Consider the following 14,971-nt stretch of genomic DNA (forward strand, 5'->3'; position numbering starts at 1 on the left):
TTTCCTGAAATAGCGGAGACGTAGCAGTGCTACGTCTCTACATGATTGTTTTTCTAAAATCCAAAATCTAAAATCCGTCTTGAAAAGTTTGCTCAACGGGGGGAACCCCCGCACCGTAACTTTCCGCAAAATCCAAAATGTTAGATTTTTGTTCTATCAGTTAAAATCTCATATCCAGTTTCTGTAACTAATACAGTATGCTCAAACTGTGCTGAATAAGAATTATCTACAGTTACCGCAGTCCAACGATCGGATAAAGTTTTACAGAATTTAGAACCAGCATTTAAAATTGGTTCGATTGCTAATGTCATTCCCTTACGCAATTTGACATTAGGCATTTCACGGGTGCGGTAATTAAAAACGGAAGGTTCTTCATGCAAGTTTCTGCCAACACCATGTCCCGTAAAATCTTCAACTACGCTAAAACCATTAGCTTTTACATGGTCTTCAATCGCACCAGCAATATCCATTAAATAGTTGCCAGCTTTGACTTGCTCAATACCTTTGTAAAGAGATTCTTCAGCGATACGAATTAATTTAGCATCTTTATCACTGACCTGCTCAACGGCAATTGTGATACAGGAATCACCGTGAAATCCCTGGTAAAAAGCACCAGTATCAACCTTTAAAACATCTCCAGAACGAATCACTTTCTTCGCACTGGGAATACCATGTACCACTTCATTGTTGATGCTTGAACAAATAGAACCGGGGAAACCGTGATATCCCTTAAAGCTTGGTGTTGCACCCATTTCACGAATGCGTTTCTCAGCATATGCATCCAAATCCGCTGTAGTCATTCCTGGCTTTACCAACTCAGAAATTTCTTTTAATACAGTGGCAACAATTTTTGCCGATTCACGCATAATTTCAATTTCACGCGCTGATTTGATTTCAATTCCCCTACGCTGTCTTTTAGGGCGACTTTCTTTGGCTGGTTGAGAAAGCAGGTTACTTAAGATGTTCATAAAATTAAAATTATTCGCGTGTTGCCGCTTAAATGTAAATTGATTGGCGAGGTTAATTGAGAAACAATACTATATTTAAAGTTAACTTATTTTGTACCAATTGCCCCGTCAGGGGATGGGGAGAGGGGGGGGATGGGGGAATGGGACAGGGAGTTAGGAGTTAGGAGTTAGGAGTTAGGATTTATTAATTGATAACTGATAATTGACAACTGTTCACTGTTTTTGGTTTGCGAATACGAAAGGGCCTGCGGTAACAACTACAATTTTGTCTGGATGAAGTAATTCGCGTGCTGCTTGATTTACTTGTTCGGGGGTAACTACTTGAATTTTCTCTGTATAACTACGTAATTCTTCTGTATTTAAACCTAATACGTTATTTCTGATGATTCTATAGGTTAGTTCGTCGGGAGAAGCAAGGGAAACATTATAGTTGCCCGTTAAATTACGCTTGGCATTTTCAACTTCCGCAGCCGTTACACCCTTTTTATGTAAATCTTCTAGTAGTTGGCGCGTGCTGGCGATCGCCTTGGTGGTGTCTTCTGGACTGGTTTGCATTTCAATCAAAAACGTTCCAGAATTTTTACCAGCGAGGAAGTTACTATAAATACCATAGGTTAAACCCAAGCGATCGCGTATTTGAGAACCTAGTCTGCTCGATAAAGTATCGCCACCTAAGATATGATTTAAAACTGTTGCAGCATAATATCTGGGATCTTGACGATTAATCGCTTTGCTACCCATAAAGGTGATTGCTTGGACTTTACCAGGAACTACTGGGTTAAAGCGAACAATTGACTTGGGTAAATCTACGGCTGGATATTTGGCTTCGGGCGTTTCTCCTGAAACTTGCCAATCTCCAAATTCTTTTTCTATCAGCTTCTTAACTTGGGCTGGCTGAAAATCACCAACTAAAGCTAGTACTGTGGTATCAGGACGATAATGTTTTTGGTGAAAGTTAACTACATCGCCACGAGTAATTTGCTGCAAACTTGCTTGTGAAGGAAAACTATAATCCGGATGTGTTTTGGGAAAAACTGCTTGTGAAAAAGTTTTTTGGGCAACTTCTTCTGGATCGTCTAAATCTTGCTTGAGCGCCGTTAAAGCTTGTTGACGTGTTAGCTGCAATTGATTGCGGGGAAAAGTCGGATTTTTAATTACATCTCCTAAAGTTTTGACTAACACCGATAAATCGTCTGACAAGCTGTTACCTTCAAAGTACACGCCTTCGCGATAAGTTTTGATATCTAAACTTGCACCACAATCTTCTAAAGTTTTAGCGATACTTAAAACGTCTTTATCTTTAGTTCCGTTCATTAAATTATCTGCAACCAAAGACGCTAAACCTGCTTTGTGATTTGGATCGAATTCTGTACCAGCTTTGATATAGCTACCCAGAGTTACTGTAGAAGTGCTTTTATCTGGTAACAGCAGAATTTCTAAGCCATTAGGTAAAGTAAATTTTTCGGGTATTATCCGACTTGTTGAAGTGATAGTCGAATCTACTGGTGGTAGATACTGAACTAAATCGGCATTTCTAAGAGTGCTTTTAGAAAAATTCTGGCTGTTTTCTGTGAAAATTTCTTTATTATCGATTTTTTCTTTAGCTGCTAAATCGGTTGGTTTAAAAAAGCCTACTGTTTGCTTTTGCTGTTGTAAATATTTTTGAGCTACCTGTTGCACGTCTTCAACTGTGACTTTTTGGATGGCAGCTAAATAACGATCTGTATAAGTGTAATCGCCTGTAGTTGCTTCATCATTACCTAACTGCATTGCCAAAGAGGTAATATCGCGATTGCTTAAAATTACTGAAGCTTCTAATTGAGCTTTTGCTCTACTTAATTCTTCTGCTGTAATTTCTGATGAGGTTAAATTAGCAATCTCGCGATCGATTATCGATTTAATTTTAGATAAATTATCAGCGGAATTTGCCGTGACTAATAATTCGTACCAACCTGCATCTTGTAAGCTAATGACACTTGCCGACACATCACTAGCAATTCCTAAATTTACTAAAGCTTGATAAAGACGCGAATTTCGTCCTTCTGCCAAAATATAATCCATTACATCTAAAGCTGGTATATCCTGATGTTTTGCTGAAGGTAGGGGATATACAGCTTGAAATAATGGTGCAGAACCGGGTTGTTTTAATACAATTGGCTCGGAGAAATTAGAAACGTCTTTATTTATATTATTCTCGACATTCTCGACAACTTTATCTTTTAAATTTGTATGTTTATTTACTGGTATTTTGCCAAATATTTCTTTTACAGCCTCAAGAGTTTTGTTAGTTTCAATGTCACCGACAATTACTAACACTGCATTATCAGGGCTGTAAAAATTCTGGTAATACTGCTTGACTTGTTCTAGAGTAAACTTCTCGACATCTTGCTCGGTTCCACCAACAGGTAGTCCATAAGGATGATTGGGAAAAGCAGCCCGCATAACCGCTCGATTCAAACGATACTCCGGGCTATTTTCGTAACCCTTCAACTCAGAAATTACCACCCGCTTTTCACTATTTAACTGCTTCGTCTCAATAACAGCATTCTGCATTCTGTCTGCTTCTAAAGTCAAAAGCGCCTTTAACTTATTCCGTTCGGCAGTACCGTAATATACTGTTTGATCGTGACTGGTGAAAGCATTTGAATCGCTACCCAAAGCACTAAAAAGTTTGCCAAATTGTACGGGACGGCTTTTTGTGCCCTTGAACATCATATGTTCCAACTGGTGAGCAATACCATTTACACCCTGTTTCTCATTGCGGGTTCCGACTTTATACCACACCTGTACGCTTACCACTGGTGCGGTATGTACTTCCTTTGTTATTACTGTTAGACCATTTTTTAAAGTGGTTTTACGAACGTTTTCTGCTACCGTCAGTATTGTATTTTCTTTTGTCACTAATTCCTTGCGATTATTTACGCATTTTGAAGCAGCTAATAACTTGCTGCTATCCGATTCACCACCAAGAAATAGAAGTAGGATCGGTACTAGCCCTAAAAGTAAAGACGGAAAACGACAAATACGCAAAAATGTAAAATATACAGGCATTTATTTGCTTGATCTATCTGTAATTTTAATTACAAATTTTTATTTTGAATATAGTCTAATCTGCTATCGGAATCTGTCGCCTCGGCAACACTACAGAGAATGTTTATTCTACAGACAAAAGTAATTAATTACAACTATATAGATCCGTTTCGATTTCTAAGTAACTCGTAGGGAACGGGGAAAAGGGAACGGGGAATAGAAAAAAGCAATTCTAAATTTAGTCAATCGTTAAATTACGAATAAATTCCAACGGTAAATTATCTGTATCGGCGATGAAAGCAACTTCATAGATACAGTTGCCGATTTGCTGTTGAGTTGGTTCTAAAAGTACTTTCAGTGGTTGGATTATTTCAGGTTGCTTGTGGGATGCTTCGGCAAAATTTTCTTTTATGTTTTTTAACCAACTGGGTAAATCGGGTGCAGCCTCAGTGATATCGAAAGATAGATGATAATATCCCACATAATGTTCGTCATTGAATGCATCTGGAGCGGATTTCGGTTCGGGAATTTGAATTAACTCAATTCTTCCTCCCAATCCTTCCATCCAACAAGCCAGAGTATAGCCCGTCGTGAAGCGATCGCATACCGTAAAACCCAATTGTTCGTAGAAGGCGATCGCACGGTGGATATCCGCAGTACGAATAGAAGCGTGATGCATTTTTTATATTTTTTTTGCTAAATATTACTCAAATGTTTATAAACAAAGGTTAGGAGTTATAACACAGAAGACTCCTAACAAATTAATGATTAATCATAGTTACAACTATTCAAACAATCTAAAGTAAGGGTAGCGTACCGGAACGCCGGGTTCCTTATCTAAATCAAAATTTATTACTTCCCAGCAAGCATCGTCACTAGTTTCGGGACTAAAATCTACTGGTAAGCCGTACAATCGTGCAGAAGTAACTTCTGAATTTTGTCCCCCGCGCCACGGCGAACTACGTTCCAAATAACCGCCCATTAATTCCTGATAGCGGCGAGCAATAATCACTTTAGTAGCGCGATAGCCTTGAGTATATAGTTTATCAAGCGCCTCGTGAATTTCAAACCTGATTCCATCGGGATGAGTATGCTGACGATACCATTCATCCTTCCACCTCCGCCAATGTCGCCCAGATTGGAGGTGAATTAATTCGCTTGTTTTCGGATTCGCTTCAAAAGCTCCGTGGCGGGGACATAAATAAGTATCAGTTAATGTCAGTGCCGGAATAGTTTGACGACAATGAGGACATTGAATTTCTGGCCCAAACATGGGGTACTGCAAGCTTAGATTCATCATGAAGTGTATATAAACATCTTTATTCTGAATGGGATTATTTTGTTTAATTTTACACTTTCAATACAACTCATCTAAGTAGACGAACGCGCAAAATTTTAATTTATCGGACTTATATCGGATTTATCTCGGACTTATAAATTTGTTTTACTTAAAAACTATATTCATTAGTAGAACATAAGTGAGATAAATAAATCAGTTTTTTTTGGACATAAATTGGACATCAAAAGGGCGATTGATATTTCAGTTTTTATATTCCAACGATCGTTGAAATTTTGAAAAATCACCTAAACCTAATGATATTCTAGTTATACTTTAAGCTTCTATAGTCTCGAAGCAAGCTATGCAGTTCAAGATTTCATAATTAATATTCTATCGTGTCTAGCACTTCCTACTGGTCTTCTCCCGATATTTCAGCAGCAGCTTTCGTTGCAGCGAATGCTGTGGTAATGGGTTCGGTTAGCGTTGCAACAAAAGCAAGCATTTGGTATGGCGCGGTGGTCAGAGGTGACGTAGAGCGCATTGAAATTGGTGAATGTACCAACATACAAGACGGAGCAATTCTCCACGGCGACCCCGGTCAACCTACTATTTTAGAAGACTACGTTACCATTGGACATCGAGCCGTAGTGCATTCGGCATACATCGAACGCGGAAGTTTAATCGGTATTGGCGCAATAATACTTGATGGAGTCCGTGTAGGAGCAGGAAGCATAATTGGTGCAGGTGCGGTAGTAACCAAAGACGTACCTCCCTCATCTTTGGTAATTGGAGTTCCTGGTAAAGTAATACGTCAAAATTCCCCCCAAGAAGTAGCAGAACTAATCGAACACGCCAAACGCTACGAGAAATTAGCTTTAGTTCACGCTGGGAAAGGCACGGATTTGGGGTTTGTTTAAGGGTGAGGGATGGGGGGATGGGGTGACAACGGGACAAGGGGACAAGGGGCGATTCTTTAAGTAGCGAGTAGCGAGTAAAGAATGAATATTACCAATTACCAATGCCCAATGCCCAATGCCCAATTACCAATTACCAACTTCTAACTGTTCATTGATAACTGAATTTGTAAACATTCTTTACACGTAGGGGTAGAAAAATTTGCCTTCTTCAGCTAAGAATAAAAATGAGAGTAGTTGATAAAACTTAAAATTTTACGTAAAAGAGGAGTTCTAGATATGGGCATTGATACTCGTATATTGATCGTTGTAGCACCTTTAGCTATTGCTGCTGGTTGGGCATTATTCAATATCGGCGCTGCTGCAATACGACAGTTGCAAACTTTTTTAAATAGAGAAGCGTAAATTTTTCATAATTATCGCGCTAGGAACCGGCTGTTTTCCTTTACGGAACAGTCGGTTTGATTAATTTGGGCATTCGGGACGGGGGAGATGGGGAGATGGGGAGATGGGGGAGATGGGGGAGATGGGGAACTTAAGCTTTGACCTTACTAACTCCTAACTCCTAACTCCTAATTCTTAACCTTTAACCTTTGACCTTATCAAAATGGATATGGATATAGATTCTTTACTACAGCCTCGCAAACGCTTTGGCGTTCATTTGGGGTTGGAACGCATTGAGAAGCTTTTGGCGAATCTTGGTAATCCACACTATCAAGTTCCGATTATTCACGTTGCTGGGACGAATGGGAAGGGTTCTGTTTGTGCTTATTTATCTGCGGTTTTAACGCAGGCTGGATATACTACCGGACGCTATACTTCTCCTCATTTGATTGATTGGACGGAACGAATTTGCTTGAACGAACGGCAAATTTCAGAAACGGAACTTGGTAATTTATTGATTGAGGTGCAGGAGGCTATTAATCCTCAAGAAGAATCACCGACTCAGTTTGAAGTATTTACTGCTGCTGCTTGGCTGTATTTTGCTCGTTATGCGGTTGATGTGGCTGTGGTAGAAGTTGGACTGGGAGGGCGTTTAGATGCGACAAATGTTTGTGCAAAACCAATAGTAACTATTATTACTTCTATTAGCCGCGACCATTTGCAACAGTTAGGTTCTACTCTATCGGCGATCGCCAAAGAAAAAGCTGGTATTCTCAAGGCTGAATGTCCGGTAATTATTGGACAATTACCATTAGAAGCAGAACAAGTAGTACGGGAATATGCCTCGCAATTGCAATGTCCGATTATTAAACCCGAACCGGCAACAGAACTTGATGATAATTGGGCTTGCGTGCAGATAGGGAGAGAAGAGAAAACTATAAAATATTCTTTACCCCTGAAAGGTGAAATACAGTTAATTAATTCTGCTTTGGCTATAGCTGCTTTAGGAATTATCCAGGAGCAGGGTTGGCAAATATCTGAGAAAGCTATTGTTGAAGGTATAGCAAAAACCCAGTGGTTGGGAAGAATGCAGTGGACTACTTGGAATGGACGCAAATTACTACTTGATGGCGCTCATAATCCAGCCGCAGCAGAAGCATTACGAAATTATGTTGATACGTTAGTCGATGTGGAGGATCGAACTCAGGTTGGGGTGACTTGGGTGATGGGAATGCTTTCAACTAAAGAACACGATCGAGTTTTCCAAAGTTTATTACGACCAAATGATCGATTGCATTTGATACCTGTACCAGATCATAGTTCGGCTGACGAGCAGGAATTAGCGCAATTAGCGAAGAATATTTGTCCGGAATTAAGTCTGTGCGATACATATCCTGACTTATCAACAGCGCTTTCAACAGCTTTTAGTTCGGATCGTAATTTGGTTGTTTTATGTGGTTCGCTTTATTTAGTGGGGCATTTTTTGCAGAATCAACACTTAGAAATGTAGTTGAAAGTTTTACGTAACCTCACCCCGCCTAAAAGCACCGCCTCTCCTGATTTATGGCTAAGGTGTACAGATGAGTTTTCTAATGTTTTATAGCGTTTTGATTTCCCCTAGCCCCCCTTAAAAAGGGGGGAATTGGAATTAAAGTCCCCCTTAAAAAGGGGGATTTAGGGGGATCGGAATGTGTGTACACCGAAGTTACTAAGGAGAGGAGAAGGGTTGAGGTTTTAGTTATGTAGCTAATTTAAGAGAAAACACGTAGATAACAAAAATATATTTTATCTAGTTAGCAAAAATACTTATTCTGTGATGAGTTGATAAAAATTTGTAAATAAGTTACTTAATTATTTTTATTTTATTTAATTGCTAAATAATTGTTTGTGGTGAATTAGTAATCAAAACTCCGCAGAACTACTAACATATTTACAATATCTATACTTAAATCTTCATAATTATCAAATTCAATAGTCAAACATACTGACCTAGTTACCGCTGCAAACTTTGCTGTATATTTATGAATCCAGTGTTAGCACTGAGTACATTCATGATAGATAATTGTTTTAATTAATCGATGTTATAACTAATTAACTGCATGATGAAATATTGGGATATGTCATATTTATCGCTGAAAAAAGCATAATGTTTTTTACGTCTTTTATGAGAGTAAGGATTGCTTAAGTTGAGATTAAATGTTCTCTAGATAAGCATTTTGACCGATTAAATAAAGATTGACTTTTACGGTGATGGTTGTAGATAAGTGACATTAGTTATGCAAAATTAGCTGTCATACAAGTAACAGCTATTTGTTTGAACAAATGAATTTTAATAGCCATAGAAAATAATCTTGAACGGAAATCGGTGTGAGAAACGCTATGTAACATTTTTAAAGCAATTAAAGCAAACAGTAAAAATAACAACGATCATTTATCGCCAGATATCAAGAGCAGTTTTTAGTCACATTTGGACTTTGATTTTTTAGTATTTCTACGAGCAAAACAGTGGTGAAAGGCTTAAACAGTCTATTTGGTAAATCCAAAAGCGGGGTTGGCATCGAGCTTGCACCACAACGAGTGAATGTAGCTCAGTTACGCAAGCAGCGCCAAGGTTTGAAATTGGATGTTTTAACATCAGTGCCGGTTCCAGAGGGGATTTTTGTTGATGGGCAAATCGTAGATCCGCCAACCATGGCGCAAATCATCCAAGAGGCGCTTTTAGAAAGCAAAATAAAAGCGAATCGTGTTGTAACTGCGGTACCCGGACGAGGCTCTATTGTACGTCTCATTCCCGTACCGGCAGAATTAGACGATAAAGAATTACGGGAAATGGTACTAAACCATGAAGCAGGTTTATATCTACCTTATCCCCGTGAAGAAGCGGATGTGGATTATCAAAAGTTAGGATACTTTGTAGATGAAGATGGCATCGAAAAGGTACAAGTGCTTTTAGTTGCTACTCGTAAAGACATTACAGATACTTTCATAAGTACTTTTGAACAAGCAGGATTGCAGGTTGATGTTTTAGAGATTAGTAGTTTTTCTTTAATTCGCACAATCCGCGATCAATTACGTCAGTTCGGCCCCCAAGAGGCGGCGGTGCTGGTAAACATTGAATATGACAGTACCGAATTTGCCATCGTTGTTAACGGAGTTCCACAGTTTTCTCGTACCGTTCCCATTGGTACAGAGCAAATGCAAGCAGCTTTATCTAGAGCAATGAATTTACCTACATCTAGAGACATGGAACTATTGGAGGGAATGACTATTCCAACTTCCCCGATGGAAAATGGAAAAACAGGTGTTACAGAGGTGAATCCCGGTATGGCTGCGATGTTAAGAGTGTTAGGAGAACTTACCGATGAACTGCGTCGTTCCGTCGATTTCTATTTGAATCAGTCTGAAAATTTGGAGATAGCGCAGATATTGCTTGCAGGTTCCGGAGGTGGGCTGATACAGCTAGATGAGTTTTTTACCCAGCGTCTAAGCTTACCTACTACCCAAATAGATCCCGTACAGGCTTTATCGCTGCAAGTAGATGATGAAGATTATCCCTTTGTACAACGTCCTGGTTTGGGTACGGTACTTGGTTTAGGAATGAGGGCTTAAGCAAAATGTATAGCTTAGATATTAATTTTCTAAAAGATCGTCCGGGTGGCTCAGGCCCGAGTAAACCAGACGGAATCAAAAGGCCTCCAATTCCTCTTGGAAGTATGACACCGATTTATATTGGTGCTGCCGTAGCTGTAATTCTTCCTGCTTTATTAGGAGCAGGTTTGTTGTACGTGCAGGGTCAAAATGCCAGTATTGATGAGGATATTGCGAAATTAGAAGGTGAAAAAGCACAGTTAGAAGCTAAATTGGGCGATATCAAGCAAAAAGAAGCGCAAATTGCCGCAATTAAAACCGAAACCCAAGCCTTAGTTAGCGTTTTTGACCAAATTCGACCTTGGTCGGCAATGTTGCAAGTTTTGCGCGATCGCATTCCTCAAAGAGTGCGAATTGAGAACGTCAAACAAACCCCACCAGAAAATGGAGGGCAGGATGGCTCAACAGCAAGTTCCGCTGGTGGTATAGAAATCAGCGGTTATGCTCGCTCCTTTAACGATGTCAACGATTTCTTACTTTCCTTGCAACAATCTCCCTTTTTTAAATCCTCAACAGGAAAAATAGTTACAGCTCAATTAATTGATGGCCCATTACCTCGAAACATTCCAGATGGAGTAACAATAGAGCCTCCAAAAATAGTTAAATATACTATTGTGTCTCAGCTAAATGATGTTCCGGCTTCTGAATTAATGCGGGAATTGGAACAAAAAGGCACGGTGGGATTAGTAGCTAGAATTCGCAGTCTGCAAAGAACGGGAGTCTTTGAAAAATGACCTTTAGTGATGAGATGAATTTTGAAGGCTCAGAGCTTGAAGAAGAATCTTCGGCTTATCCCGTAGTCTTTGGTATCACTTTTACTCCTACCATCAGCGGTATTTTAATTGGGGTATTAGGAATTGCAGGAGCAGCTTATATGTTCTCAAGTTTCCTGAAGCCCGCTTGGGACACCTTTACAGAAAAACAAGGTACCAAAGCACAGCTAGAAACAGAGATTCAGAGTAAACAAGCTAGGCTGCAAAGCATCGATCAACTCAATGCAAAATTAGCGCAATCCAAAAGACAGCAATCCCAAGTATGGGCTGTATTTGCTAACGAAAAAACTTTGGATACCTTGTTGATAGATTTAAACCGCTTAGTTGAAGCAGGAAACGCTCAATTAAGTAGCAATGCAGTCAAAGCCAAATTACAGAAATTTGCTCCAGATTCTCAAGGGGCACAACCTGTTACCGATGGTTCTTTAGGTGCAGAAGTTAACGGAAAACTTAAACGTAGCAGCACCGATATTACAGTTAGCGGTACCTACGAACAAACACAATCAATTCTGCGAAACATAGAGCGTTTGCAGCCTTTATTAATAGTTAAAGATTATCAATCAACATTGGTAAACGAAACCATCGAAGAAGGCAAACCCGCCAGAGTTGGGCCAACACCAATAACTACATCATTCAAGTTAGAAGCGTTAGTCCCAATGAATCCACAAGAAGTTGCTGCTACTCAAAAAGAAGCTAAACAATAGTTAGTGGTTAGTGGTTAGTAGTTAGGAATATGAGATTCATCAACCATCAACTAAGAGGATGTTTTTAAAGTTTTTAAAGTCATATTTAATACCAACCTGGCGATTTAAATCGCGGCTACACAAGCAAAACCCACCTTCGTGGGTTAAAAATCTACTAGTCCACGGAGGTGGACTTCGCCTGTGTAGTAGCGGTTTTAACCGCCGAATACTTTTAAAACATCAACTACCAACTATCAACTACCAACTACCAACTAACAACTAACAACTAACAACTAACAACTAATAACTAATAACTAATAATTATTTAAAGTGAGGAATGAACTGTGAAACTTCACGGTAGTAGTTTTATATTTGGAACCGCTGTTTCTGTATTGTTGGTATCTCAGCCAGCTTGGGCGCAATCAACAACACAAATTACAGAAGTAAAATTAAATCAAGCTGATGGTGGAGTAAATTTAGTATTAAAAACTTCTGATGGCTCTCGTCCCCAGGTTTTTACCACTAAAAGAGGTAATGCTTTAGTCGCAGATATTATTAATACGCAGTTACGTTTACCACAAGGTAATAGTTTCCGTCAGGATAATCCCACAGATGGAATTGCTTCGGTTTCCATCGGTCAACTTGATGCAAATAGCGTTCGGGTGATAATAACCGGGAGCGGTAGCGCTCCAGATACCAAACCTGTAGAGCGAAAGCAAAACGGACTTACCTTTGCTTTGATGCCTTCAATGGGAAGCAGTGCGGATGCTGCAATGGAACAACCGGAGCCAGACGATCGAGTAGCCCAATCGGCTCCCGCACCCAACCCCGACGTTAACCTTGAAACTACCCCCGCACCACCTGCTGGCCCCGGACAATCGATGAATCAGGCTCCACCTTTCTTACCAAGAGCCGTAGCCCCTCCCGTAGGAGATATTTCTATATCTAATACTGATGCTTCACCGAGCGTCATCGATTTAGGAACTCAACAGCGCGTACCTCGCTTGGTTTTGAGAGATGCACCAGTACGCGAAGTTTTGTCACTTTTGGCACGGGCTGCTAATTTAAACTTGGCTTATACCGCAGGAGGTGGAGGTGCTGCTCCTGCGGCTGGTGGTGGCGATGGCCCAACAATTTCTTTAGATATTGAAAACGAGCCAGTCCAAGATGTGTTTAATTATGTCTTGCGTTTGAGCGGTTTAGAAGCGAACCGCAGCGGCAGAACTATTTTTGTCGGGACTAAATTACCGAATTCCACCCGCGATACGGTAATGCGGAGCTTGCGACTCAATCAAGTTGATGTGGGTGTGGCTCTTAACTTTTTAGTTGGTTTGGGTGCAGAAACTGCCGTCAGTAGGGAACGCCAAGTTACCAATGTTAACGCTGTACCTGTAGGTCAAGGAGCCGCTCCTATTACCCAAACACAAACCACTACAGAAACCAGAGTCGAAACTCAACGGATTGACTTTAAAGACTCCGCACCTTTACTTAGAGGTTTACAAGCATTAGGAGACGAGCGGACTAATTCTGTTACCTTAATTGGCGACCCAAGAACAATAGAGATAGCGATGGCTCAATTAATGCAGCTTGATATTCGCCGCCGTCAAGTAGCAGTTAACGTCAAGATTGTTGATGTAAACCTTCTAAAAACAAAAGACATTAATACAAGCTTTTCTTTTGGAGTTGCTGACAACTTCTTTAGCGTTGATGGTGGTTCGTTAGCTGCAAATACTGGCGGTGTAAATCCACCTTCTGCTTCACAGACGGCTAATAGTTTAAATACTCCAACAGTTATTCCAAATCCTTATACCGGAACGCCTTTTCTGGGAGATGGTTTTTTTAATCCTACAGGCAGACCATCGGCCAATTCTCCTTTAGATCCAGGTGGTAATCCTTTAAACCCAGGTATTACAGACTTTACTCCGCCTACTCCAGGTACTTTAGGTACTCCAGCAACAACTAGTCTTGAATCTGTCCCAGTTGAGTTCGATCCGACCACTGGTGAACCCACAAGGTTTGAAACTAGGCAAGTGATAACGCCTGGAACGGCTGCAACTCCTTCAACTCCAGCTACATATACATTCGGTCTTCCTTCTTTATTCCAATATCCCAAACGTTTCCTCGCTTCTTTACAAACTCAAGTCACCAACGGTAACGCTAAGATTTTGACCGATCCAACCTTAATTGTTCAAGAAGGTCAAACTGCTAACGTCAACTTAACTCAGGAAGTAGTAGGAAATTTCAACAGAGAAATAACTCGCGGTGATGGAACTTCCGTAGAAACAATTACCGTTGACAAAGAAAATGTAGGTTTAACTCTAGCTGTAAAAGTTGACCGAATTGACGACAACGGTTTCGTTTCTTTATCTGCGGCTCCTACTGTCAAAGCACCCCAAGCCCCAGCTAGTATTAGTTTAGGAAACGGTAGCAGTCAACAAATCTTCTTGGTATCCGAGCGATCGCTTAATTCCGGTTTAGTCCGCTTGCGCGATGGTCAAACTTTGGTTCTCTCCGGTATTATTCAGGAAACAGACCGAGTAAATGTGTCAAAAGTACCCATTTTGGGCGATATTCCCATCATTGGTTCTTTATTTAGAAGTACTAATAAGAATAGTCAGCGTAATGAGGTAATCGTGTTGCTGACACCTCAAGTTATGGATGATTCGCAAAATTCTTCCTACGGTTACAACTACAAACCCAGCCCTGAAGTACGCAGAATGTTGCAGAATCGCGGGTTGAAGTTGCCTCAGAGATAATCAACGGGGATTTGACAATTTATTTTCACCTTTGTAGAGACGCGATATATCGCGTCTCTACATTTTTTGTTGGATGGTGCAAATTTATTGTTATGGCGGTTGTCAGTTTGGTGCAGTGAATTCTTACCTCTCTCCAAACCTCTCTCCTACAAGGAGAGAGGCTTTGATTGAATCTTACTCCCCTTCCCTTGTAGGGAAGGGGTTGGGGGTTAGGTTTTTATTTAGCACAACTACAAACCTAATTAATATTATTCTCCGAACAAAAAATATTGTTTCAATCCAAATTTGCTGCCCAATATCCACAGCATCATATTAAAAGAACTCAAAACTTTACAAATCTTATAACTAAATCTGTTGTTTTTTCATTAATTAGATAAAGAATTTAAAACCTTTATTTGACAGCGATCAAAAGGAAAAACAAAATATTTGTCTGGATAAAAAAATAGTTGTACCAAGCTTATTGATATTATATTTATTGCCTCTATTGGCTCTCTAATCTTCTTTTTAGCTATTTATCCTACCTTCTTTTATCCCCC

General features: G+C 40.0%; 11 protein-coding genes. 7 read left to right on the forward strand and 4 right to left on the reverse strand.

What is annotated here, in order from left to right:
* Positions 1–140 precede the first annotated feature (140 nt).
* The 4 genes from map to ACM03V_RS05360 all read right to left on the reverse strand — a co-directional run bounded on the left by map (position 141) and on the right by ACM03V_RS05360 (position 5,298).
* Positions 141–968: a type I methionyl aminopeptidase gene (gene map / locus ACM03V_RS05345; RefSeq protein WP_414619721.1), complete on the reverse strand. Its 828-nt coding sequence runs from the start codon at positions 966–968 to the stop codon at positions 141–143.
* Between the two features lie 213 nt (positions 969–1,181).
* Positions 1,182–4,019, reverse strand: coding sequence for a M16 family metallopeptidase (locus ACM03V_RS05350; RefSeq protein WP_414619722.1), 2,838 nt, complete (start codon positions 4,017–4,019; stop codon positions 1,182–1,184).
* 217 nt (positions 4,020–4,236) lie between these two features.
* Positions 4,237–4,677, reverse strand: a complete 441-nt coding sequence (locus ACM03V_RS05355) for a VOC family protein (RefSeq protein ID WP_414619723.1) — start codon at positions 4,675–4,677, stop codon at positions 4,237–4,239.
* 105 nt (positions 4,678–4,782) lie between these two features.
* Entirely contained in the window at positions 4,783–5,298 is a 516-nt protein-coding gene (locus ACM03V_RS05360; protein ID WP_414619724.1) for a TIGR02652 family protein, read from the reverse strand.
* 374 nt (positions 5,299–5,672) lie between these two features.
* Between ACM03V_RS05360 and ACM03V_RS05365 the strand changes: the two genes are divergently transcribed.
* From ACM03V_RS05365 to ACM03V_RS05395, 7 genes are all read left to right on the forward strand, one after another.
* Complete coding sequence (locus tag ACM03V_RS05365) at positions 5,673–6,194, forward strand: gamma carbonic anhydrase family protein (protein ID WP_414619725.1); 522 nt, start codon at positions 5,673–5,675, stop codon at positions 6,192–6,194.
* A 276-nt stretch (positions 6,195–6,470) separates the two neighbouring features.
* A complete protein-coding gene (locus ACM03V_RS05370; RefSeq protein ID WP_414619726.1) occupies positions 6,471–6,596 on the forward strand; it encodes a photosystem II protein Y in 126 nt (41 codons plus the stop codon).
* A 208-nt stretch (positions 6,597–6,804) separates the two neighbouring features.
* Positions 6,805–8,085 (forward strand): bifunctional folylpolyglutamate synthase/dihydrofolate synthase, encoded by a 1,281-nt coding sequence (locus tag ACM03V_RS05375; RefSeq protein WP_414619727.1) that lies wholly within the window; start codon positions 6,805–6,807, stop codon positions 8,083–8,085.
* Positions 8,086–9,080: 995 nt separating this feature from the next.
* Positions 9,081–10,184 (forward strand): type IV pilus assembly protein PilM, encoded by a 1,104-nt coding sequence (pilM, locus tag ACM03V_RS05380; RefSeq protein ID WP_414619728.1) that lies wholly within the window; start codon positions 9,081–9,083, stop codon positions 10,182–10,184.
* A 5-nt stretch (positions 10,185–10,189) separates the two neighbouring features.
* Positions 10,190–10,957: a PilN domain-containing protein gene (locus ACM03V_RS05385; RefSeq protein ID WP_414619729.1), complete on the forward strand. Its 768-nt coding sequence runs from the start codon at positions 10,190–10,192 to the stop codon at positions 10,955–10,957.
* Positions 10,954–11,700: a GspMb/PilO family protein gene (locus ACM03V_RS05390; RefSeq protein WP_414619730.1), complete on the forward strand. Its 747-nt coding sequence runs from the start codon at positions 10,954–10,956 to the stop codon at positions 11,698–11,700. The genes ACM03V_RS05385 and ACM03V_RS05390 overlap by 4 nt, the downstream gene beginning before the upstream one ends.
* A 323-nt stretch (positions 11,701–12,023) precedes the next feature.
* Positions 12,024–14,435, forward strand: a complete 2,412-nt coding sequence (locus ACM03V_RS05395; RefSeq protein ID WP_414619731.1) for an AMIN domain-containing protein — start codon at positions 12,024–12,026, stop codon at positions 14,433–14,435.
* The last annotated feature ends 536 nt before the right edge of the window (positions 14,436–14,971 follow it).

It is taken from the genome of Calothrix sp. CCY 0018 (genome assembly GCF_963920925.1).
Classification (GTDB): Bacteria; Cyanobacteriota; Cyanobacteriia; order Cyanobacteriales; family Nostocaceae; genus Rivularia.

Excerpts from the sequence above, each read along its gene's own strand:
- map (WP_414619721.1), bottom strand. The coding sequence starts at position 968 with ATGAACATCTTAAGTAACCTGCTTTCTCAACCAGCCAAAGAAAGTCGC.
- ACM03V_RS05350 (WP_414619722.1), bottom strand. The coding sequence starts at position 4,019 with ATGCCTGTATATTTTACATTTTTGCGTATTTGTCGTTTTCCGTCTTTA.
- ACM03V_RS05355 (WP_414619723.1), bottom strand. The coding sequence starts at position 4,677 with ATGCATCACGCTTCTATTCGTACTGCGGATATCCACCGTGCGATCGCC.
- ACM03V_RS05360 (WP_414619724.1), bottom strand. The coding sequence starts at position 5,298 with ATGATGAATCTAAGCTTGCAGTACCCCATGTTTGGGCCAGAAATTCAA.
- ACM03V_RS05370 (WP_414619726.1), top strand. The coding sequence starts at position 6,471 with ATGGGCATTGATACTCGTATATTGATCGTTGTAGCACCTTTAGCTATT.
- ACM03V_RS05375 (WP_414619727.1), top strand. The coding sequence starts at position 6,805 with ATGGATATAGATTCTTTACTACAGCCTCGCAAACGCTTTGGCGTTCAT.
- ACM03V_RS05385 (WP_414619729.1), top strand. The coding sequence starts at position 10,190 with ATGTATAGCTTAGATATTAATTTTCTAAAAGATCGTCCGGGTGGCTCA.
- ACM03V_RS05390 (WP_414619730.1), top strand. The coding sequence starts at position 10,954 with ATGACCTTTAGTGATGAGATGAATTTTGAAGGCTCAGAGCTTGAAGAA.